General features: G+C 55.6%; 19 protein-coding genes and 1 pseudogene. 16 read left to right on the forward strand and 4 right to left on the reverse strand.

All coding sequences use genetic code 11. The features are described 5' to 3' along the window. Positions 1 to 64: 64 nt before the first annotated feature. Together ABD76_RS28210 and ABD76_RS28215 are read right to left on the reverse strand one after the other, a co-directional pair. Positions 65 to 1285 (reverse strand): IS256 family transposase, encoded by a 1221-nt coding sequence (locus ABD76_RS28210; protein WP_197255154.1) that lies wholly within the window; start codon positions 1283 to 1285, stop codon positions 65 to 67. A gap of 772 nt (positions 1286 to 2057) precedes the next feature. Beyond that, entirely contained in the window at positions 2058 to 3128 is a 1071-nt protein-coding gene (locus tag ABD76_RS28215; RefSeq protein WP_197260181.1) for a M23 family metallopeptidase, read from the reverse strand. Positions 3129 to 3364: 236 nt separating this feature from the next. Between ABD76_RS28215 and ABD76_RS28220 the strand changes: the two genes are divergently transcribed. The 6 genes from ABD76_RS28220 (at position 3365) to hemW (ending at position 11243) form a co-directional block, all read left to right on the forward strand. Beyond that, complete coding sequence (locus tag ABD76_RS28220; protein WP_197260182.1) at positions 3365 to 4129, forward strand: response regulator transcription factor; 765 nt, start codon at positions 3365 to 3367, stop codon at positions 4127 to 4129. Continuing rightward, positions 4126 to 5889 (forward strand): sensor histidine kinase, encoded by a 1764-nt coding sequence (locus ABD76_RS28225; protein WP_197260183.1) that lies wholly within the window; start codon positions 4126 to 4128, stop codon positions 5887 to 5889. The genes ABD76_RS28220 and ABD76_RS28225 overlap by 4 nt, the downstream gene beginning before the upstream one ends. Before the next feature lie 93 nt (positions 5890 to 5982). Beyond that, complete coding sequence (locus tag ABD76_RS28230; protein WP_197260184.1) at positions 5983 to 7272, forward strand: stage II sporulation protein P; 1290 nt, start codon at positions 5983 to 5985, stop codon at positions 7270 to 7272. A gap of 60 nt (positions 7273 to 7332) precedes the next feature. Continuing rightward, positions 7333 to 7737 carry a translation initiation factor 2 gene (locus ABD76_RS28235; protein WP_197260185.1) on the forward strand — a complete coding sequence of 135 codons (405 nt, stop codon included), beginning with the start codon at positions 7333 to 7335 and terminating at the stop codon, positions 7735 to 7737. Positions 7738 to 7869: 132 nt separating this feature from the next. After that, positions 7870 to 9690, forward strand: a complete 1821-nt coding sequence (gene lepA, locus ABD76_RS28240) for a translation elongation factor 4 (protein ID WP_197260186.1) — start codon at positions 7870 to 7872, stop codon at positions 9688 to 9690. A gap of 341 nt (positions 9691 to 10031) precedes the next feature. Further along, positions 10032 to 11243, forward strand: coding sequence for a radical SAM family heme chaperone HemW (gene hemW / locus ABD76_RS28245; RefSeq protein WP_197260187.1), 1212 nt, complete (start codon positions 10032 to 10034; stop codon positions 11241 to 11243). Positions 11244 to 11337: 94 nt separating this feature from the next. On the opposite strand, the gene ABD76_RS28250 is transcribed toward hemW, so the two are convergent. Continuing rightward, positions 11338 to 11520: a hypothetical protein gene (locus ABD76_RS28250; RefSeq protein WP_168179293.1), complete on the reverse strand. Its 183-nt coding sequence runs from the start codon at positions 11518 to 11520 to the stop codon at positions 11338 to 11340. A 256-nt stretch (positions 11521 to 11776) separates the two neighbouring features. On the opposite strand from ABD76_RS28250, the gene ABD76_RS28255 reads away from it, so the two are divergent. The 8 genes and pseudogenes from ABD76_RS28255 to tnpA (ABD76_RS28290) all read left to right on the forward strand — a co-directional run. Beyond that, complete coding sequence (locus ABD76_RS28255) at positions 11777 to 12238, forward strand: N-acetyltransferase (RefSeq protein ID WP_197260188.1); 462 nt, start codon at positions 11777 to 11779, stop codon at positions 12236 to 12238. A 225-nt stretch (positions 12239 to 12463) separates the two neighbouring features. Next, entirely contained in the window at positions 12464 to 13492 is a 1029-nt protein-coding gene (gene hrcA, locus ABD76_RS28260) for a heat-inducible transcriptional repressor HrcA (RefSeq protein ID WP_197260189.1), read from the forward strand. Between the two features lie 17 nt (positions 13493 to 13509). Then, positions 13510 to 15084 (forward strand): TCP-1/cpn60 chaperonin family protein, encoded by a 1575-nt coding sequence (locus ABD76_RS28265; RefSeq protein ID WP_197260190.1) that lies wholly within the window; start codon positions 13510 to 13512, stop codon positions 15082 to 15084. A 60-nt stretch (positions 15085 to 15144) separates the two neighbouring features. Beyond that, entirely contained in the window at positions 15145 to 15738 is a 594-nt protein-coding gene (gene grpE / locus ABD76_RS28270; protein WP_197260191.1) for a nucleotide exchange factor GrpE, read from the forward strand. Between the two features lie 75 nt (positions 15739 to 15813). After that, positions 15814 to 17649: a molecular chaperone DnaK gene (gene dnaK, locus ABD76_RS28275; RefSeq protein ID WP_197260192.1), complete on the forward strand. Its 1836-nt coding sequence runs from the start codon at positions 15814 to 15816 to the stop codon at positions 17647 to 17649. A gap of 185 nt (positions 17650 to 17834) precedes the next feature. Further along, on the forward strand, positions 17835 to 18959 hold the full coding sequence (dnaJ, locus tag ABD76_RS28280) for a molecular chaperone DnaJ (RefSeq protein ID WP_197260193.1): 1125 nt from the start codon (positions 17835 to 17837) through the stop codon (positions 18957 to 18959). Between the two features lie 278 nt (positions 18960 to 19237). After that, positions 19238 to 19667 (forward strand): IS200/IS605 family transposase (gene tnpA / locus ABD76_RS28285; protein WP_242069860.1); only part of this gene is annotated, 430 nt, incomplete at its 3' end. 144 nt (positions 19668 to 19811) lie between these two features. Next, a pseudogene (gene tnpA / locus ABD76_RS28290) lies at positions 19812 to 20192 on the forward strand (IS200/IS605 family transposase); the annotation flags it as partial. Here tnpA (ABD76_RS28290) and ABD76_RS28295 read toward each other — a convergent pair. After that, entirely contained in the window at positions 20163 to 20303 is a 141-nt protein-coding gene (locus ABD76_RS28295; protein ID WP_197260196.1) for an AbrB/MazE/SpoVT family DNA-binding domain-containing protein, read from the reverse strand. The pseudogene tnpA (ABD76_RS28290) and the gene ABD76_RS28295 overlap by 30 nt on opposite strands. A gap of 306 nt (positions 20304 to 20609) precedes the next feature. On the opposite strand from ABD76_RS28295, the gene ABD76_RS28300 reads away from it, so the two are divergent. Both ABD76_RS28300 and ABD76_RS28305 read left to right on the forward strand, forming a co-directional pair. Beyond that, positions 20610 to 21335, forward strand: coding sequence for a helix-turn-helix domain-containing protein (locus tag ABD76_RS28300; RefSeq protein ID WP_197260195.1), 726 nt, complete (start codon positions 20610 to 20612; stop codon positions 21333 to 21335). Between the two features lie 64 nt (positions 21336 to 21399). Then, a partial coding sequence (locus ABD76_RS28305) for a transposase (RefSeq protein WP_197253959.1) occupies positions 21400 to 21695 on the forward strand: 296 nt, incomplete at its 3' end.

The raw sequence follows: 21695 nt of genomic DNA on the forward strand, positions 1-21695 counted from the left end.
GGGTCTGTCAAGAGTTTTGTGTAAACGCATTGATGATGAAGCCCCCTCGGGGGCGGTTCGCCCCTTAGCTTAAATGTTGTCCGACCCGATCCGGGAAGAAGATGGAGAGCTGGAGGAGGATTTGTCCCCAGTTCTGCACGCGCCCCGTCCATTTGCGAGTCACATCCATCGTCGCCAGGTACAGCATCTTCAGCAACGCCTCGTCCGTCGGGAAGATGCTCTTGCCCTTGGTCACTTTGCGAAGTTGGCGATGGTAGCTCTCGATGATGTTTGTGGTATAAATCAACTTACGGATCTCTGGCGGAAACTTGAAGAAGGTCGCGAGCTCATCCCAATTGTTGCGCCAGGAACGGATAATGAGCGGGTACTTCGTTCCCCAGACTTCTTCAAAGCGATCCAATTCCACAAGAGCGGCTTCTTCCGTGCTCGCCTTGTAGATCGGCTTCAGATCGGCAGTGACCTTCTTTAGGTCCTTGTAGGACACATAGCGCGTTGAATTGCGAATCTGATGAATGATGCATTTCTGAATCTCCGTCTGTGGATAGCATGCGGTGATGGCCTGCGAGAAGCCGGTCAGGTTGTCCACACACGTAATGAGAATGTCCTGTACGCCGCGATTCTTCAACTCATTCAGCACGCTCAGCCAGAACTTTGCAGATTCATTCTCGCCGATCCAGATGCCCAGAACATCCTTGTTGCCATCCAAATCGATGCCGATGACCATGTAAGCCGCCTTATTGACGATGGCGCCATCTTGCTTCACTTTAAAGTGAATGGCGTCCAAAAATACAACGGCATACACGCTTTGCAGCGGCCGGTTTTGCCATTCTTTGACCAGGGGCATGATCTTGTTGGTGACATTGGAGATAAGCGTAGGGGACACCTCAATGCCGTATAGCTGCTGGAGATGATCCTGAATCTCCCGTGTGCTTACGCCCTTGGCATAGAGCGCAATGATCTGATCCTCAATGCCGGTCACGTTCGACTGATACTTTTTCACCACCAGTGGCTCGAACTCACCTTGCCGGTCGCGGGGCACCGAAATCTCTTGCTCCCCATACTCACTGGTGATCTTCTTGCGGCTCTTGCCATTGCGTGAATTGGAGGTGGTCTTCTCCGCTTTCTCATGCTTCTCATAGCCCAGATGCGTGTCCATCTCGGCCTCCAGCATTTCCTGAATCGTCTCGGCGAACAGATCCTTCAAGGCGTTTTGCGCATCTTTCGCGGTCATGAGCTTGTTCTCTTTAATAAACGCTCGTAGTTGCTCTTTCGTCCATAGTCCCATGTGTTCTCCCAACCTTTCTATTAGTTCCATTTTAATAGGTTTTGGAGTTTACACAAACTATTTTACAGACTCCATTTCTATCGACGTATCGATGCCACCTTGGAGTTCCTGCAAAAGTGCAGGAATTTCTGCCATATCGCTTAAATAGTTGATAGAAATTGCGAAAATGATGTAGTTTTGCAGGAATTCTCCCCCATAGCAGCCCAACTAACGCAAATTGCTGCAGCTATGCAGCAATTTTCAACGCTGCACCGGACAAGACGACTTATCCGAAGCGGTGGCAGCCATTTCGCCGCTCACTTGAGGCATGCCCAAGGAAAATTCCTCGGCACCCCGAAAAAACACCCTTGGCGGGTGTTTTTTTGATGCCGATGGCCCGGGCGCGGCTTATCGTCGAACTGAATCTGCGCTTGTTGAATGATCTGCACGCTCCTGAAGCTTCACTAATCGCAAACTTACTAACCAGCATATGCTGAACGGCATAAGCGCATGCTGCACCGCATAAGCCCCATGCTGAACGGCATAAGCGCATGCTGCACCGCATAAGCCCCATGCTGAACGGCATAAGCGCATGCTGAACGGCATAAGCCCCATGCTGAACGGCATAAGCGCATGCTGAACGGCATAAGCGCATGCTGCTCCGCATAAGCGCATGCTGCTCCGCATAAGCCCCATGCTGCCGGATTTTCGCGTACCGCGAATGTACCCCGCGGACGCTCTCCGCACGAGCTGAACTGCGCATGCTGCTCCGCACGACCCGCACGCCGCTCGCTCACTTCTTGTCCTGACCCCGGACCAGGTCTCCGCGAACCGGATCGCCACCATCCGCGAACCGGATGCGAAGGGATGACCCTGTCTCGAGAGAAGGGTTGTCGGACACCTGGAAGTGAATGTGGGCATCCGAGGAATTGCCGGAATTGCCGCACAGGCCGAGCCGCTCGCCCTGCTTCACCGTATCGCCTTCCTTCACCAGAATAGAGTTCTGTTTGAAGTGGGCCAGCACGCTGTATTCGCCGTTGCCGTGATCGATGACGACGTGATTGCCTGCTGCTTCCTCTGTGAGCGGCTTCTCGAACGGAACATTGTCCGGGTGGCCGTCCACGACCTTGACGACCTTGCCGCCGAGCGGAGCCACGACGGGCTGTCCGAACGCGAAGTAGCTGGCGTTATCCTTCGGATCTCCTTCCAGGCTGGCCCCGTCGCGCACGATGAACAAATCATACGCATACCGCTGCGTTGGATATTCGTAATGATAATTCAGCATGGCATTGGTTCCTCCCCAGGCGACCGTCCATTCCCCCTCGAACGGCATCCGGTAGGCATGGCGCGTATACTTCTCATCCGTGGACCGGGGGTCGGACGGACGCAGGAGCAGGCCGTGAATCCGGCCTTCGCGCAGAAAGGCGGAAATGTACATCTTGCCGTCTTTGCTGCTCCAGACATATGTCTCCGCACCGTCCGCCGCCAGGCGCGAGATTTGAACCGGCGCCTCTCCCTTTTTCCATGCTTGGCGAAGCAGCTTATCGATATCCTCGGCAGTTACCTGCTCCTGGAACTCCGGCGAAAAATGCTCATACAGCTTGGCCGCCTCTTGACCGGCGATCCAGCCGCTGACGTCGTCGCCTGTCACCGTCTTTTGGACCAGCGTTTCTTGTGCCTCTGTTTTCTGCGGCTGATCTTCGTCTGCTTTCCGGTTATCGACTGAACCTGGTTCCTCTTCCTTTGACATGCGGGTCTCGTCCGCGGGGTTCTCCTTGTGACCGCCTGCATTCTCCGCGCAACCGCTCATGGCGATTACAGAGGAGAGGGCCAACATGCATACGGCGAGAGTGCGTTTCTTCATGAGTCAACTTCCTTTCTTGGTCTGTCCTCTGTTTTCATCATAATCCTCCGGATTGAACATTACCGTAACGCCAGTTCATTTTTAGCTTAACAATGACGTTTATTCCGCCGGGAAGCGGGATTCCGTTAAGATAGCGTTAAGATTGCGTTCGAAATGGAGACAGGCGGGCATGGTACAATGAAATAAAAGCCAATCAGGGAGCCGAAGGAAGAGCCGCGAAGGAGGAATACGGCAAGATGAACATCTATGAAGGCCGAATCTTAATCGTCGAGGACGACTCCGCCATTGGCAAAATGGTGAGGACGGTGCTCGGCAAGGAAGGGTTTGCGGACGTGGTGTGCGTAAGCACGGGAGAGGAGGCGGTCCGGTATTGCGCCAGCCATGCCGTCCATTTGATCGTGCTGGATGTGATGCTTCCGGGAAAAAGCGGCTTCGAGCTGGCTCCGTTCCTGCGCGAGGCGACAGATGCCCCGATTATATTCGTGACGGCCCGGACGACCGATCTGGACAAGCTGACCGGCTTCGCGCTAGGCGGGGACGATTATGTGACGAAGCCGTTCAATCCGTTGGAACTGGCGGCGCGGGTCAAGGCCCAGCTCAAGCGATATCTGGCGTCCGCGGGAAAGCCGGCTCCGGAGCCGAAGGCGGCTCTGCCGGCCCGTTATGTCTATGGAAGATTCTCGGTCGACGAAGCGGCTGGCGAGCTGCGGGTCGACGGGGTTCCGGTGGAATGTCCGGCGATGGTGTTTCAACTCCTGCTGTTCTTTTGCCGGCATCCGAACCGGATGTTCACGAAGCAGGAGTTATATGAACGGGTATGGGGCTGCGACGCGATGAGCGATGACAATACCGTTATGGTCCATATCCATCGCATCCGCGAGCGAATCGAAGAAGTGCCGGGCAGGCCTCGCCTCCTCGTCACGGTGCGCGGCATGGGCTATAAGCTGGTGCCGCCCGTTCAGGACGGCCACGGACGCCCGAGCGGGAGGTCCGGCTTATGAAATCAGGCAGACGGCTGGCCTGGCATTACGCAGGGCAATGGCTCCTAATTGGCGCCATGCTGCTCGGCTGCATGCTTGCGGCTTTCCTGTGGGTCGCAGAGCGGATGAGCGCGTTGGACATGAGCCGCAATCTGCCAACCAGCCAGCTGACCCGGATTGTCGAATCGGTGGAGGTGAATCGGCAGGGGCGGGTCGTCTGGCCGGATGAGGTGCTCCAGCGGCTGACAGAGAGCGGGGGGTGGCTGCAGGTGCTCGATGAGGACGGCAAGGTAGTCGAGTCCTTCAACGCGCCCCCCGACATGCCGACCCAATATGCGCCGGGAGAAGCGGTCGCCTACGTGCAGAGGGAGCTGCCCAGCAAGTACGGGATCTTTATTTTTATTCGCTCCGTCGGCGGCCGCAACATTACGCTGCTATACGGGATATACCCGCTCCAATCGCGGCTGCTGGATGAATGGCTGGCCTCGCGGGAGGAAGGGGATTCGGCTGCGGAATCCGTCCGCAGGCTCCTGGCGCCGCATGACGCATGGGTGACCCGCCTGGATGCCGCCGGCCGCGCCCTGGAATCCTGGAACAAGCCGGCGGGCGCCGTCGAGCGGTTGACGCTGCAGGAGATTGCGCTGCGGTCGCTGCAGCCGGAGCAATATGCCTATGTGCTCGCGTACCGGTACAATCCGGCCACGGGCGATACATGGGTGCTCCAAATGCCTCATCAGACGGACGGAGCGGCCGTGACTGCCGCCGGATTTCGCATCGGGTCCTATCAAGAAATCTTTCTGCTTGCGCTTGGGGGCGTCGTCGCGACGATGATCATGGTGTTTCTGTTCATGGCCTGGTGGCAGAGCGCCAGGCTTGCCCGTCCTCAGCTGCATGTGATGCGCTGGACGGAGCGGATTGCGGACGGCATCTATGAGGAGCCGGCCGATCATCGCGGGCTGCCGCGTTCGGAACGGCGCAGCGGCAAGCTGAAGCGGAATTACCGAATTTATGAAGACGTCATGCAGGCGCTCCGCCTGCTTGCTTCCCGGCTCCGCTCCGCCGAGGAGGATCGCCGGCGGCATGAGCGGCAGCGCGAGGAGTGGCTTGCGGGCCTGTCCCATGATCTGAAGACGCCGCTTGCCTCTATTCTAGGCTACGCGCGCATGCTGGAAGCGAAGCAATACGATTGGTCGCGGGAAGAGGTGGCCGAATTCGCCGGCATCATGACAGAGAAGGCGGAATGGATGGATCGGCTGCTGCAGGATTTGAATCTCACCTATCGGCTGCAGAGCGGAAGTCTGCCGCTGCAGCGGGAGCGGCTATGTATCGATGCGTGGCTGGAGGAGACGCTCGATGGCATTCTCAATTTGCCGGATCATCCGAAGGCGCTCATTGACTATCGGCGGCCGGAGATTCCGGTATGGTTCTCGTTCGATCCGAGATATTTTCGCAGAATCATAGAAAATATTTGCATGAATGCCTTTCTTCACAATCCGCCGGGCACATCGCTTCGAGTCTCCTTTGTTGTGCGGGAGGGCGAGGATGCGCTGGAGTTCCGGGACGACGGCGCGGGCATGGATGCGGAGACGCTCAGTCATTTGTTCACGCGCTATTACCGCGGCCTGTCTACCGATCGGGCGGCCGAAGGCAGCGGCCTGGGCATGGCGATCTCGAGACAACTGGCCGAAGCGCATGGCTGCACGCTGGAGGCAAGCAGCGAACCGGGCGGCGGCACGGTCATTCTATTCTCTCTTCCTGGCGCGGAGCATCGAAAAATATAGTTCTATCTCATAGAATGCCCTCATAGATTCTACTAAATGCACTCTCGCAATGGATTGAGAGAGTGAGACAGCAGGATAAAGGAGGGCATTTCTATGTTCCGCACGGTCAATGTTGCCAAATGGAAGCAGAAGTGGATGCAGACGCTGCTCATGGGACGCACATTTCTGCTATTATCGATTGCTTCCGCCATGTTTTTTATCGTGCTTGGCCTGGGAGGGTTGCTTGAACAGAAGCTGGATTCATCGCCGCTCGCTTCGATGAAGGGAGTCGCGGCTCAGCTGTCCAGCCGCATTTTTGTCGATATGCTTGCGATGGAAATGCCGAATCTGCCCTCTGGAGAGGGGGAATCTTCCCTTACCCGGACACAGATTGCCCAATTTCTCGTACAAATGGCGACCAATGTGAATCCGCTTGATCCGAAATCGCTGCTCGCCGGAGAGGTTCCGGGACTGAACAGCGAACAAGCGATTCCGCTCCGATTGGGCACCGGGAACCAATCGGCCAAGGGGCCGGTCGATTATCCTTCGCCTCCGGCGGAATCAACCTTCCCGGAGCACGGGGGAGAGCCGGTTGACGATTCCGGTGGAGGGGCTCCGCCCCAGACGGTGCAGCCCGAGCCCCCGTCGGATTCGGAAGGAAGCGGGCAGAGCTCCAATCTGAAAGATTGTGTCTTTATCTACCATTCGCATAACCGGGAGTCATGGAACCCGGAATTGAAGAAGGAGAGCACGAACCCGAACGATGCCAAAATCAACGTGACGCTGGTCGGCAAGCATTTGCAAAAGGAACTGCAGAAGCGAGGGATCGGAGCCGTTCATTCCAATCAGGACTATGCATCCACGATCAAAGGGTATAGCTGGAACTATTCCTACAAATACTCGAAGCAAACGGTAAAGCAGGCGATGGCGGAGCATCAGGATCTCCAGTTCTTCTTCGACATTCACCGGGACGCGCTGCGTCGCAAAGATTCCACGGTCGAGATAGACGGAACCTCTTACGCCCAAGTTTATTTTGTCATTGGCCGCGCCAACCCCGATTGGAGAGAGAACGAGAAGTTCGCCAAGGAAATTCATGACCGGCTGGAGGAGCGGTATCCCGGCGTCTCAAGGGGAATCTGGGGCAAGTCGACGGCCCAGGGGAACGGGGAATACAATCAGTCCTTGTCGCCGAACAGCGTAATTATGGAGATCGGGGGCATCGACAATACGCTGGAGGAAAATTATCGGACCGCGGAGGTATTGGCAGATCTGATTGCGGAGATCGTCCGCGAGAAGACGAACGCGAAGAAGGTGATGAAGCCGGGGCAGAACGAACAGAAGCGTCAGGCGCCTGAACGGAATACGGCAAGCCGGAAGAACGATCCGCCGGCGGCCAATGGTTGAGGAGCTGCAACGGTTTCAACGAATGGACCGATGGAAGAATGAGATAAGGAGGCTAGCGCTATGTCCCGCTTTGCGAAGCAGGTAGCAGGCATGATGGTTCTGTTGGTTGTCGGCGTCTTCATCGGAATGGAGGTGACCTCCCTCAGCATCGAGCGGATATACGGTCCGGTCGATGCGAACCGGAGCTCCGTTCCTGCCGATTCGGCCTGGCCTGAGCGGCCCGCTCAAGAGCCGCTTGCGAGCCGTCCGGCCGAACCGGAGCCCGTGCAGGGCCGGGAAGCAGCGGTTCCGGACAATCCGCCGCAGGAGTGGCCGCCGGAAGCCGCTCCGCAGCCGGCGCCGGTTCTTCCGCCTGTTGAGGATGCGGCGGTCAACAAGCTGGCCGATCAGACGGCAGGCTTGCTGCAGACGTTATCGCAAGCGGGCATCCGCGCCGTCGTCGGTTTGTTCGAGGGATTATTCTGACGAATCCGGATCCGGAATCGGCCGTTTTTCGACGCTGCGGGCCCATAATCGCCTTTTTATTGCTGTTGCCCCCTCAATCCGTTATAATGAATGAATTGAAACTTGGCTTAGTGGTGGGGGTATGGAATACGAATGACGGAATTGCTGTCACGACAAAAGAAGATTCGGAATTTTTGTATTATTGCGCATATTGACCACGGCAAGTCAACCCTTGCTGACCGGATTCTTGAATATACGGGAGCGCTGGCCGCCCGGGAAATGCAGTCGCAGGTCCTTGACAATATGGATCTGGAGCGGGAACGCGGAATTACGATCAAGCTCCAGGCGGTCCGCCTGAACTACAAGGCGGATGATGGAGAAGAATACATTCTGAACCTGATCGATACTCCGGGCCACGTGGACTTCACGTATGAGGTGTCGCGGAGCCTGGCGGCCTGCGAAGGCGCGCTCCTCGTCGTCGATGCGGCGCAGGGCATCGAAGCGCAGACGCTGGCGAATGTATATCTCGCGCTCGACAACAACCTGGAGATTCTCCCGGTCATCAACAAGATCGATCTGCCAAGCGCCGAACCGGAGCGGGTCAAGCAGGAAATCGAGGACGTGATCGGTCTCGACTGCTCGAATGCGGTGCTGGCCTCCGCCAAGGCGGGCATCGGCATCCGCGAGATCCTCGAGCAGATTGTGAAGGAAGTCCCGCCGCCGACCGGAGATCCGGAGGAGCCGCTGAAGGCGCTCATCTTCGACTCTCACTATGATCCGTACAAGGGCGTCATCGTGTATGTCCGGGTCGTCAACGGCTCCATTCGCGCGGGCAGCAAGATTAAGATGATGGCTACGAACAAGACATTCGAAGTGATCGAGGTCGGCGCGTTCAAGCCGCGCATGACCATTATCGACGAGCTGAACGTGGGCGATGTCGGCTTCGTCGTCGCCGGCATCAAAAACGTGGGCGACACCCGCGTCGGGGATACGATCACCGATGCGAAGCGCCCGACCGCGGAGCCGCTTCCGGGCTACCGCCGCATCAATCCGATGGTATTCTGCGGGCTGTATCCGATTGATACGTCGGACTATAATGATCTGCGGGAAGCGCTGGAGAAGCTGCAGTTGAATGACGCTTCTCTCTCCTTCGAGCCGGAGACCTCATCGGCGCTCGGCTTCGGCTTCCGCTGCGGCTTCCTCGGCTTGCTCCACATGGAGATAATTCAGGAGCGCATCGAGCGCGAATTCAATATTCCGCTTATCACGACGGCGCCAAGCGTAATTTATCATGTGACGCTGACGAGCGGAGAAACGCTGACGATCGACAACCCGTCGAACTACCCGGATCAGAGCAAGCTCGACTATGTCGAGGAGCCGTACGTCAAGGCGACGATCATCGTGCCGAACGATTTCGTCGGCGCGATAATGGAGCTGTGCCAGGGCAAGCGCGGCGAATTCGTAGATATGCAATATCTCGACACGACCCGGGTTACGATTACGTACCAGATTCCGCTGTCCGAGATCGTATACGATTTCTTCGATCAACTGAAGTCCAGCACGCGCGGCTATGCTTCGTTCGACTACGAGCTGTCGGGCTACCGCAAATCGAATCTCGTCAAGATGGACATTCTGCTCAACAACGAGCAGGTCGACGCCTTGTCGGTCATCGTGCACAAGGATCGGGCGTACCATCGGGGCAAGCTGCTGTGCGAGAAGCTGCGCGAGCTGATTCCGCGCCAGATGTTCGAAGTGCCGGTGCAGGCCGCGATCGGAACAAAGATTATCGCCCGCGAGACAGTCAAGGCGATGCGCAAGAACGTCTTGGCCAAATGTTACGGGGGAGACATCTCCCGGAAGCGGAAGCTGCTGGAGAAGCAGAAGGAAGGCAAGAAGCGCATGAAGCAGGTCGGCAGCGTGGAAGTGCCTCAGGAAGCGTTCATGGCCGTGCTTAAAATTGATGATAATAAGTAGCGGGGAGGGGGCGGATGCTCCCTCTTTTTTAGAAGTTGTTCAAAAAGTCCGCTTTTGATCACGAGGTGATACAGGAAGCAACTCGGCATCGAATCTTGCATTCACTCTTGAATAGCTTATGCTTCCGAAGTATGTTTCCTGCGGAAACATTTTAGCTCATGTAGCTCGCCTACATTGCGCGGTTCCTTCCAAGTTTTGCGAAGCAAAGCTCGCATCGGAAGCATGGCTTCGAGTTCCTGCAACCTTCTCAGTGCTGAAAACCGGCCTTTTTGAACACTCACTTTATAGTCAGCAAGCTAGAAGACACGTAAGATAGAAGCAGGAAATGGGAGGGAATATGCATGACACGGAACGAACGAAGCGAAGGAGCCCATCCTTCGGCTGAAGGCCGCGCTCCGCGCGCGGTCTATATCCACATCCCGTTCTGCACGAATAAATGCCATTATTGCGATTTTAATTCCTATGTGCTCAAAGGGCAGCCGGTGATGGACTACCTGAGAGCGCTGGAGCAAGAAATGGAGCATACCGTTCAGCAGCATCCCCCCGGGATGATTGATTCGATATTCGTCGGCGGAGGAACGCCGACCGTCTTGACGCCGGAGCAGATGGAGTATTTTCTGGCCTCGGTTCGGCGCGCCTTTCCGCAGTGGAGCCCGGATATCGAGTTCACGATGGAAGCCAACCCCGGCACCACCGATGCGGACAAGCTGCAGGTCATGCGGGAGGGCGGCGTGAACCGGATCAGCTTCGGGGTTCAATCCTTCAACAATGATCTGTTGACCGGCATCGGCCGCATCCATAATACGGACGACGTCTACCGGAGCATTGACAATGCGAAGCGGGCCGGATTCGCCAATATGTCCATCGACCTGATGTTCGGCCTGCCGAACCAGACGGTAGAGATGGTAGAGCATAGCGTCGGGAAAGCGTTGGAGCTCGACCTTCCGCATCTCTCCATTTACAGTCTGAAGGTGGAAGAGAACACGCTGTTCCATGCGATGTACCACCGCAACGAGCTGCCGCTTCCGAGCGAAGAGGAAGAGCTCGACATGTATATGCTCATCATGGATCGGATGAAGGCGGCCGGCTACGATCAGTACGAGATCAGCAACTTCGCGCGGCCGGGCTATGCGAGCCGGCATAACACGACCTATTGGCGCAATGAGGACTACTATGGCCTCGGCGCCGGCGCGCACGGCTATGTCGGGCGGCAGCGGCATCTGAACATCAAGGGCGTCACTCCGTATAACGACGCCTGCAAGCAAGGCTTGCCCCGCCTTGATTCATTCCGGGTCGAAGAAGCGGAAGCGATGGAAGATTTCATGATGGTCGGCCTGCGGATGCTGGAAGGAGTAAGCAGCGAGCGCTTCGCGGAGCAATTCAACGGCGCGCTGCTCGACAAAGTGTTCGCTCAGCCGATTAAGCGGCTGCTGAAGGAGGGGCTGCTGGAGCCGACGGAAGCGGGCTACCGGCTGACAGAGCAGGGCCTGTTGTTCGGCAATGATGTGTTCGCCGCCTTTGTCGGCGCGCTGGTGCAAGGAACGGAGCAATAACGAGAGGCATATGTCCGCAGCAGAGCGTGACCGCCGCAGCTTGATCGAATCAGGTTGCGGCGGTTTTGTTCTATTTTATCGCCGGAAGCCGGGACTAGCGCTTCAGCAACAATCGCATGAAGAGAGCAACGGCCAAGCCCATGAACAGCGAGCCGATAAGCACACCTGCGAAGGTGAACACGATGTCCCCCATCGAAGGGTCGATCATTTGCGGAATAACGAACATGGAGCCGATGACCGCGAAAAAGACGGTAATGAATAATACTCTTTTTGTCATACTGCGCTTACTCACCTGCCTTCTCATGACACGATGCGTTATTGCTAGTATGTCCTGGACAAGGCGAGTCATGTACTTTATGAGCAGCTTTCGCGGGGGCGGGCGTCTCCGGCGGAAAATAGAAATTGATAAGGGTGCAGGCGATAGGGTGGAAGGCTTGAACGCAGGGAAAATTCTCCTTGAAAAACTATGCATCATGTTGTATATTCATACGTAAAACACAATGTGAGGCAGGTCACACTCGGAGGGACTCAACATGATACCCATCGTAAGAAAAGCTGTACCGGAAGACATTGACGCTTTAACGGAACTTATTCGTTTTTATGCAGAGCAAGGGATCATGCTTCCCCGTTCGCGCAAGGTGCTGGAGGAGCAATTGGAGCACTTCGTGGTGGCCGAGCTTGATGAGCGGCTGGTCGGCTGCGGTTCGCTGTGCCAGCTCGGGAGCGATCTGGTCGAGATCCGCTCGCTAGGGATCGCACCCGAATGCAAGGGCCGTGGGATTGGCTCGCTCCTGGTTGACAAGCTCCTGGAAGAAGCGGAGGCCCGTTCGATACCGAAGGTGATGGCCCTAACATATGAAGCGCGTTTTTTTCAAAAGAATGGATTCGAGATCGTAGAGAAGGAGATTTTCCCGGAAAAGGTATGGACCGACTGCGTCCACTGCAAAAAGCGGCACTGCTGCGATGAGATAGCTGTCCTGAAAGTGCTCAACTGACTTGGCGGAGGCGAACAATCGCCTGGCGTATAAAAAAAGTGCGTTCAGGGATTGCGCATCATGGAAGGAGAGCAAGCCGCTAAATTGAAGAAATATCAATCCATGCCCAAAGTACCGAACTGACTTGACAATCGTCTTGTCCGTTTGGTATTTTTGTAGTGACGGTTAGCACTCGACGATGATGAGTGCTAACGGATATCCTACTACATCTAAGGAGGGATGCGCATGTTGACGGAACGCCAGCGTATGATTTTGAATGCCATCATTGATGATTATATCCGTTCTGCGGAGCCAGTCGGATCTCGCAGCATATCGAAGCGGGGCGACGTCAATTTCAGCCCGGCTACGATTCGCAACGAGATGGCCGATCTGGAAGAGCTCGGTTATCTGGAGCAGCCGCACACGTCAGCAGGGCGCATTCCATCTCATAAAGGGTACCGTTATTATGTCGATCATCTCGTTCGGCTTGATCGTCTGTCCAGCGAAGATGTCATGCGGTTGAAATCCGCCTTCGCGGAGAAGATAACAGCAATGGAAGAGATTGTACAGCATACGGCATCGATTTTGTCTCAATTGACCAATTATACGTCAATCGCGCTGGGGCCGGAAGTTTTCGACGCCTCGCTTCGTCATTTCCAGCTTCTGCAGCTGAACGAGAATACGGCGGTCGCGATTGTCGTGACAAGTACAGGCCATGTCGAGAACAAGACGGTGACGCTGCCCGAGGGCGTCTCCGCCTCCGAACTGGAAACCGTGGTTAACCTGCTGAACGCGAAGCTTGTCGGCGTTCCTTTATATAAGCTGCGCTCGCGGCTGTATAGCGAGATTGGACAGGAAATGAACCAATATGTTTCGCATGTCCGGGAGCTGATGGCGCTCGTGGAAGGCATTCTGGCCGATAATAGCGACCATCGCCAAGTCTACTTGAGCGGGGCGACCAACATGCTGACCCAGCCGGAATTCCAGGATGTCGACAAGATCAAGACGATCTGGGAGCTGCTCGAGGAGACGCCGGCCTTGATCAAGGTCGTGGGCTCCGCCCCTTCCGGCATTCAGGTCCGCATCGGCCAAGAGAATGCGCATGCCGCGATTACGAACTGCAGCATGATTACCGCAACCTATTCGGTCGACGGACAGACCCTGGGCACGGTGGGCATCTTGGGGCCGACGCGGATGGAGTATTCGAAGGTCATTACGCTGTTGAACCATCTGTCCGGCCAAATGGCGGTATTCATGCAGCAATGGTATAAATAATCGGGAGGGGGCGGCTTGTGACTCAAGGACAAGGACAAGTACAGGAGACCGATGAGCGCTATGCGACGCTCCTGAATAATGCCAATGCCGTCCGGGCGCTCGCTTCGGCTGTCGAGGGCACGCTTGGCCCGAAGGGGCTGGACGTCATGCTGGTCGGCGCGAATGGCGACGTCGTCATTACCAATGACGGCGTCACCATTTTGGAGAAAATGGATGTGAGCCATCCGGCAGCCCGGCTCCTTATTCAGGTGGCGCGCGCCCAGCAGAGCGAGGTCGGCGACGGCACGACGACGGCGACGGTACTGGCCGGTGCGCTGGTGCAGGAAGGCGTCGCCCAGGTGACGAGAGGCGTCCCGGCGGCGAAGGTCGTGACCGGGATGCTTGAGGGCATCCGCGTCGCGGCCAGCCGGCTGGCGGAACGGGCGCTTCGGCTTGACGGCTGGGACGACCCGAAGCTGCACCGCGCGGTACATATCGCGGGGCGGGAACAGAGCGACATCGTCCGCCTCGTGCTGGAGGCGGGACAGGCGGTAGGCTGGGAGCAGCTTCAGGATCCGGCCTACCGGCTCGCCGAGCAGATCGTCGCGCACGAGAAGGCGGGCAATGAATGGTTCCACGGCGTGCTCCTGAAGCAGAAGCCGCTGCAGCGGGATTGGCTGCCGGAACGGACCGGCTGCCGCGTCCTCATCCTGCAGGATGCGCTCGAACCGGACACGCTCGACGAGCAGCTGCTGACGACCGAAGCCGGCTTCCAGCAGTATATGGCTCACCGCTCGGCATTCATGGAGCGGCTGCAGCGTCTTCACGAGCTGGGGGTCGGCTTCCTCGTGCTGGAGCGAGGCCTTCATCCGGAAGCGGAGCAATTTTGCCTTGACCATGATATGATGGTCGTGCAGCGTGTCAGCCGCGAAGATATTATGCGCGTCTGCCGCCTTACGGGCGGCAAGCCGTTGAAGCGCGCCGCCCTGGCCAAGGATGCGGCGGTGCTGGAGCCGCTGCTCGGCCGCACCGCCTGCGTGCGCTACGATGAGCGCCTGGAGCGCGTGCGGCTGTACGCCCCGCAGACGGCGCTCAGCTCGGGCGGCTCGCCGGAGCCGGCGGGCATGCGCCGCGCGCAGGTGACGCTCATCGTGGGAGCGAGCACGCGCGAGGTCGTGGGCGAGCGGGCGCGCATCGCCCAGGATGCCGCCGCGGCGCTGCAAGCCGCGATCCAGAGCGGCGTCCTGCCGGGCGGCGGCACGACGGAGCTGGCGCTCTCCTACATGCTGGAGCGCTACAGAGAGACCGTCCGCGGCATGGAAGCGTTCGGCGTGGCCGCGGTGGCGCAGGCGCTGCGCAAGCCGATGGCCCAGATTGTGCTGAACGCCGGCTTCAACCCGCTGGAGAAGCTGGAGGAAGCGCGGGCGGCGCAGACCGCGTCGGCATCCGATGCCATCGGCATTGATTGTGACAGCGGGGCGCTGCTGGACTATATCGAGGCCGGCATCGTCGACCCGGCCGCCGTGAAGCTCCATGCGCTGCGGGCGGCCGGCGAAGTGGCCGCCGCCGTGCTGCGGATTCACACGGTCATTAAGATGAAGCCGGAAGCGTAAGGCTCCGGCTTCCCGGAGCAGAAAGACAGAAGGCTTGACTACATAAGGGAGGTGCAAGGATTGAACCCGGAACAAGAAGAGAAGATGGACAGGAATGAACAGGTGGACTCGGAGGCTGTGGAAGCAGCCGACGTTGAGCATAAGCAGGAGGCCGAGGAGACATCCGAAGCGGAAGCCAAGCCAGCGGAGGAAGCGGAGGAAGAGCCTGCAGAGCTGAAGGAGGCCCGCGAGCAAGCGGAGGAGCTTCAGCAGCGCCTGCTGCGTGCCCAGGCGGATTTCGATAATTTCCGCCGCCGCACGATGAAGGAGAAGGAAGAACTGGCTCAGTACGCATCGTCCAAGCTGGTGACCCAGCTGCTGCCGGTGCTCGACAACTTCGAGCGCGCCTTGGCCGCAGCCCAGACGGGCAGCGAAGAGCAATCGTTCGTCAAAGGCGTGGACATGATCTTCCGCCAATTCATGCAGGTGCTGGAGCAGGAAGGCGTGAAGGCGATGAACGCCGTGGGCGAGCCGTTCAACCCGGAATTCCATCAGGCGATTATGCAGGTGGAATCGGAAGAGCATGAGGAAGGCATCGTCGTGGAAGAAGTCCAGAAGGGCTATATGCTCAAGGATCGGGTGCTTCGCCCGGCGATGGTCAAGGTAAGCGGCTAAGAGATGGCGTTCACATGCTATCCGCTTGGTTAATATGAAATAGATTGAGAGCCAGTTGAGGAGGTTACATTTGCAATGAGTAAAGTTATCGGTATTGACTTGGGAACGACCAACTCTTGTGTTGCGGTAATGGAGGGCGGCGAAGCCGTCGTCATTCCGAATCCGGAAGGCGCCCGCACAACCCCTTCGGTTGTCGGCTTCAAAAAAGACGGGGAGCGCATCGTCGGGGAAACGGCGAAGCGCCAGGCGATTACGAACCCGGATCGCACGATCAGCTCGATTAAGCGTCATATGGGCTCGGCGCATAAGACGACGATCGACGACAAATCGTATACACCGCAAGAAATTTCTGCCATGATTTTGCAGAAGCTCAAATCCGACGCAGAGGCTTATTTGGGCCAAACGGTAACGCAGGCGGTTATTACCGTACCGGCGTACTTCAACGATTCCCAGCGCCAGGCGACGAAGGATGCCGGCAAGATCGCGGGTCTCGAAGTGCTTCGCATCGTGAACGAGCCGACAGCGGCTGCGCTTGCTTACGGCGCGGACAAAGAAGGCGACCATACCATTCTCGTCTACGACTTGGGCGGAGGCACATTTGACGTCTCGATCCTCGAATTGGGCGACGGCTTCTTCGAAGTGAAAGCGACGAGCGGCGATAACCAGTTGGGCGGAGACGACTTCGACCAAGTGATTATCGACTACTTGGTAGCGGAATTCAAAAAAGAGCAAGGCATTGACCTGAGCAAAGACAAAGCGGCTGTGCAGCGTCTGAAGGATGCCGCGGAAAAAGCGAAAAAAGAGCTGTCCGGCGTATTGACGACGACGATCAGCTTGCCGTTCATTACGGTTGTCGACGGCGTTCCGCAGCACTTGGAGCTGAACCTGACGCGCGCCAAGTTCGAGGAACTGTCCGCGCATCTGGTGGAGCGCACGCTCGGCCCGACGCGCCAAGCGCTGCAGGATGCGGGCATGACACCGTCCGATATCGACAAAGTCGTCCTCGTCGGCGGATCGACCCGGATTCCAGCCGTCCAGGAAGCGATCAAAAAACTGACCGGCAAAGAGCCGCATAAAGGCGTGAATCCGGACGAAGTCGTCGCGCTGGGCGCAGCCGTGCAGGCGGGCGTACTGACCGGCGACGTGAAGGATGTCGTCCTGCTCGACGTCACTCCGCTTTCCCTTGGAATCGAGACGGCAGGCGGCGTATTCACGAAAATGATCGAGCGCAATACGACGATCCCGACGAGCAAGTCGCAGATCTTCTCGACGTATGCGGACAATCAGACGAGCGTCGAGATTCATGTCCTGCAAGGGGAGCGTTCGATGGCGGCGGACAACAAGACGCTGGGACGCTTCATGCTGGGAGACATTCCGCCGGCGCCGCGCGGCGTGCCGCAAATCGAAGTTACGTTCGACATCGACGCGAACGGCATCGTCAAAGTATCTGCCCAGGACAAAGGAACCGGCAAGATGCAGAACATCACGATCACGTCCTCCAGCGGCTTGAGCGACGAAGAGATCGACCGCATGATGAAGGAAGCGGAACTGCATGCGGAAGAAGACAAGAAACGCAAAGAAATGGTCGAAGTGAAGAACAACGCCGACCAATTGGTATATACGACAGAGAAAACGTTGAAGGACTTGGGCGACAAGGTCGACCAAGCCGAGATCGACAAGGCGAACGAAGCCAAGGAAAATGTGAAAAAGGCGCTCGAAAGCGACAATATCGACGAAATCAAAGCGGCGACCGAGAAGCTGTCCGAAGTTGTGCAGCAGCTGTCCGTGAAGCTGTATGAACAGGCGGCGCAAGCGCAGCAGGCCGGTCAACAGCAAGGGAATGACGGCGCGGCCAAAAAAGATAATGTAGTCGATGCCGATTACGAAGTCGTGGACGAAGACAAGAAATAAGCGCGGATGGACAGGGTCAAAGCCGGGTTTCGCCCGGCTTTGGCTTTGCCTGTTTACAATGAAGAATGCGGAACGGCATGGCGTGAGCGCCATGCGGCACCTGTCCGGCGGTCCGGCCCCTTCCGCAGGTTACAGCGGGACGGGCGCGGGATACCGGGCTTTCAAGTTGCAATGGGGGTGGAAGAGTGGCGCAAAAGCGAGATTACTATGAAGTGCTCGGCGTAAGCAAAGGGGCTAGCGAGGATGAAATCAAAAAAGCCTACCGGAAGCTTGCGCGTCAATATCACCCGGACGTGAACAAGGCAGCGGACGCGGAAGAGAAGTTCAAGGAAGTGAAGGAAGCGTACGATGTGCTTGGCGACGATCAGAAGCGGGCGATGTATGACCAGTACGGGCATGTAGATCCGAATCAGGGCATGGGCGGAGGCGGGTTCTCCGGCGATTTCGGCGGATTCGGCGACATTTTCGATATGTTCTTCGGCGGAGGAGGACGCACGCGCGATCCGAATGCGCCGCAGCGAGGCAGCGATCTGCAGTATACGATGCAGATTGAATTCAAGGAAGCTGTCTTCGGCAAAGAGACGGATATTACGATTCCGCGGACAGAGCAGTGCGACACCTGCTTCGGGACCGGGGCCAAGCTTGGCACGAAGCCGGATACCTGCTCGGCCTGCCGTGGATCGGGACAGCAGGAGGTCGTGCAAAATACGGCGTTCGGCCGCATGGTCAACCGGCGCACTTGTACGGTATGTCAAGGCAAGGGCAAAATTATCCGCGAGAAATGCGGCACCTGCCATGGCAGCGGAACCGTGAAAAAGCAGCGCGTTATTCATGTGCGCATTCCGGCAGGGGTAGACGATGGAGCCCAATTGCGCATGAGCGGAGAAGGCGAGAGCGGATTGCGCGGCGGTCCGAACGGTGACTTGTATATCGTCATCCGCGTGAAGCCGCATGAATTTTTCGAGCGCGACGGCGACGACATCTACTGCGAGGTGCCGCTCACCTTTGCGCAGGCGGCGCTGGGCGATGAGATTGAAATCCCGACGCTGACCGAGAAGGTCAAGCTCAAAATTCCGGCCGGCACGCAGACAGGGACCTTCTTCCGGCTGCGCGGCAAAGGCGTTCCGCGCCTCCGTGGCCACGGTCAAGGCGATCAGCATGTCAAGGTTGTCATCGTGACGCCGACGAAGCTGAATGACGAACAGAAGGAGCTGCTCCGTCAGTTCGCGGCCAGCGGCGGCGAGCAGACGAACGGCGGGCACGAGGAGACGTTCTTCGATCGGATGAAGCGGGCGTTCCGGGGAGACTAGACCCCGGTCCCTCTTGATCACATGGTCCATATCTTTCATCATCCCAATATAAGTTCATCCTATCGGTCGGAGATACGGATCGGGACCACAACGGCGCATAGAGGACACTCTATGCGAGGGTTGTGGTCTTTTTTATTATGGGCTTTAGCCCGTTGAGTGCGTGAAACGCACGAAACAAAAAACCACCCGCTATGCGGGTGGAGGGATCGAGGGTTTGACCAACAAGACCATCCCGATAAAATTGAGATGTTCAGGCTCAATGAAAGGAATGGTCTTAGATGGCAAACAAGAACTATAGTCTAGCTCACACAAAGTGGATGTGCAAATACCACATTGTATTCACCCCGAAGTATAGACGGAAAGAGATTTATAATCAAGTGAGAAAAGACTTGATTGAAATCTTCAAGCGTTTATGTAAATACAAGGGAGTGGAGATCTTAGAAGGTCACATGATGCCAGATCATGTACATATGCTAGTAGCGATTCCTCCAAAAATCTCAGTATCATCATTCATGGGATATCTGAAGGGAAAAAGCTCACTGATGATATTCGAGAAGCATGCCGGTTTGAAGTATAAATATGGCAATCGAAAATTTTGGGCGGAGGGATACTACGTCAGCACAGTAGGCTTAAATGAAGCAACCGTTGCAAAATATATACGTGAACAAGAAGCACATGACCAAGCAATTGATAAACTGAGTGTGAAAGNTTATGGGCTTTAGCCCGTTGAGTGCGTGAAACGCACGAAACAAAAAACCACCCGCTATGCGGGTGGAGGGATCGAGGGTTTGACCAACAAGACCATCCCGATAAAATTGAGATGTTCAGGCTCAATGAAAGGAATGGTCTTAGATGGCAAACAAGAACTATAGTCTAGCTCACACGAAGTGGATGTGCAAATACCACATTGTGTTCACCCCGAAGTATAGACGGAAAGAGATTTATAATCAAGTGAGAAAAGACTTGATTGAAATCTTCAAGCGTTTATGTAAATACAAGGGAGTGGAGATCTTAGAAGGTCACATGATGCCAGATCATGTACATATGCTAGTAGCGATTCCTCCAAAAATCTCAGTATCATCATTCATGGGATATCTGAAGGGAAAAAGCTCACTGATGATATTCGAGAAGCATGCCAGCCTGAAGTATAAATATGGCAATCGGAAATTTTGGGCGGAGGGCTACTACGTCAGCACAGTAGGCTTAAACCTTGAGACAAAATTCCACTTCGTCTTTAATTCCTGCTTGTTCGTAAAATTTTTGAGGTATAGTCACTTGGCGTTTCTGAGAGACACGTGCACGTTTCCATTCCATACGCTCCACCGCCTCATTCGATATTGCCATAGTATACCCCTCCTCTTCTTTATTTATGCATGAATGTAAATTTTCTTTACTTCCTTAATTCTTTACTTATTATTCTACACCAATTTCTGAGAATTGTAAGCCTGATTCAACGGAAATAGCAGCAGCTTTGTAATTTGTAGGAGATTATGGATACTTTCCAAATTAGTTGACCTTGGGTTAAATCTTCGTTAAATAAGTCGTCAGTAAAAATCGGTTAAATTGTCGTTATGGAGATTTCATTTACAAAAAAATCATGAAATGATAATATGTAGCTATGAATAATACCATTATAAGGAAGGTGAGGACGTGAGTTCCGTCAGTCTGGAGTTCTCAACCTTGGGGGAACTGATTCAACGCTACCGACAAGATCGGGGGATGACGCAGGCTCATTTGGCCGAATTGTCAGGAGTGAGCAGCGGGAGTATTTCCAAGATCGAGAATGGAGAAATTCGGCGGCCCGACTATAAAACCATCCAGCCGATTATATCGGTTCTGGAGATTCCCCTCGATGAAGTGCTGGATCCATTCATGTTAACAAATCCCCGCTCCGACACGTTATGTAAACTGCTTTATGACTCTTTTTCACTCCAAAATGCCTCCCTAAGCACAAAGATCGCTTCATACTTGTTAGAATCCGAAGATGAAAATAGCGAAGCAATCGCAGCCAAATTATTGCTCGATGTACAGCAACTTGTGGACAATACCGAAATAAAATTGGCCTTGTTGGATACATTGATTGCATATGCCAGAAGCCATGGAATGCAGTCCTTTGTCGCGCGCGGGGCGCTTCAGAAGTATTTAGTGGAACGTGATGATTTCAGTAAGCTGGAAGAAACTTTTCAATCGGGAAAGTACATTTTGCATTATACGGAATTCTTGACTACCGATGAGCGAATCACTCTGTACTATAAGTTGGGCGTTCATGCCTATAATTTGCGTAAATTTAGCGAATCTATCGAGTTAGGCAAGCGAGCTATCATTGAGGATGAATCGGAGAGCAGCTTTAAAAGTCCGGTGAAAAAGTCCGCTTAAACAGGTCTTTCCCACGGTTTTGTCGAATTTGTACTGTAACAAATAATCGAGAGAGTGATTGAACATGAAAGCCTATAAGTCATCGGCTGTCCAGCCTCAGATGTTTCAATTCGTGGATATGGATGAACTCGTGCCGAAAAAGCACATCCTGCGTCAAATCAACGAGGCGCTTGATTTATCCATCGTCCATGATTGGGTAGCGCCGCTATATACGGAACGCACCGGTCGCCCGGCGGCTGACCCGGAGCGAATGGTTCGACTGATGCTGCTTTCGTATTTGTTCAACCACTCCGAACGGGAATTGTATCAACTGCTGCCCATGCATGCGGGCTATTTGTGGTTTTGCGGACTGGATTTCGA

Source organism: Paenibacillus dendritiformis (genome assembly GCF_015845845.1).
Classification (GTDB): domain Bacteria; phylum Bacillota; class Bacilli; order Paenibacillales; family Paenibacillaceae; genus Paenibacillus_B; species Paenibacillus_B dendritiformis_C.

What these genes read in the sequence shown, in the direction of transcription:
- hemW (WP_197260187.1), top strand. Translation starts at nt 10,032, where the DNA reads ATGACACGGAACGAACGAAGCGAAGGAGCCCATCCTTCGGCTGAAGGC.
- ABD76_RS28250 (WP_168179293.1), bottom strand. Translation starts at nt 11,520, where the DNA reads ATGACAAAAAGAGTATTATTCATTACCGTCTTTTTCGCGGTCATCGGC.
- dnaK (WP_197260192.1), top strand. Translation starts at nt 15,814, where the DNA reads ATGAGTAAAGTTATCGGTATTGACTTGGGAACGACCAACTCTTGTGTT.
- ABD76_RS28230 (WP_197260184.1), top strand. Translation starts at nt 5,983, where the DNA reads ATGTTCCGCACGGTCAATGTTGCCAAATGGAAGCAGAAGTGGATGCAG.
- hrcA (WP_197260189.1), top strand. Translation starts at nt 12,464, where the DNA reads ATGTTGACGGAACGCCAGCGTATGATTTTGAATGCCATCATTGATGAT.
- lepA (WP_197260186.1), top strand. Translation starts at nt 7,870, where the DNA reads ATGACGGAATTGCTGTCACGACAAAAGAAGATTCGGAATTTTTGTATT.
- ABD76_RS28215 (WP_197260181.1), bottom strand. Translation starts at nt 3,128, where the DNA reads ATGAAGAAACGCACTCTCGCCGTATGCATGTTGGCCCTCTCCTCTGTA.
- ABD76_RS28295 (WP_197260196.1), bottom strand. Translation starts at nt 20,303, where the DNA reads ATGGCAATATCGAATGAGGCGGTGGAGCGTATGGAATGGAAACGTGCA.
- ABD76_RS28235 (WP_197260185.1), top strand. Translation starts at nt 7,333, where the DNA reads ATGTCCCGCTTTGCGAAGCAGGTAGCAGGCATGATGGTTCTGTTGGTT.
- ABD76_RS28220 (WP_197260182.1), top strand. Translation starts at nt 3,365, where the DNA reads ATGAACATCTATGAAGGCCGAATCTTAATCGTCGAGGACGACTCCGCC.
- ABD76_RS28225 (WP_197260183.1), top strand. Translation starts at nt 4,126, where the DNA reads ATGAAATCAGGCAGACGGCTGGCCTGGCATTACGCAGGGCAATGGCTC.
- ABD76_RS28255 (WP_197260188.1), top strand. Translation starts at nt 11,777, where the DNA reads ATGATACCCATCGTAAGAAAAGCTGTACCGGAAGACATTGACGCTTTA.
- ABD76_RS28210 (WP_197255154.1), bottom strand. Translation starts at nt 1,285, where the DNA reads ATGGGACTATGGACGAAAGAGCAACTACGAGCGTTTATTAAAGAGAAC.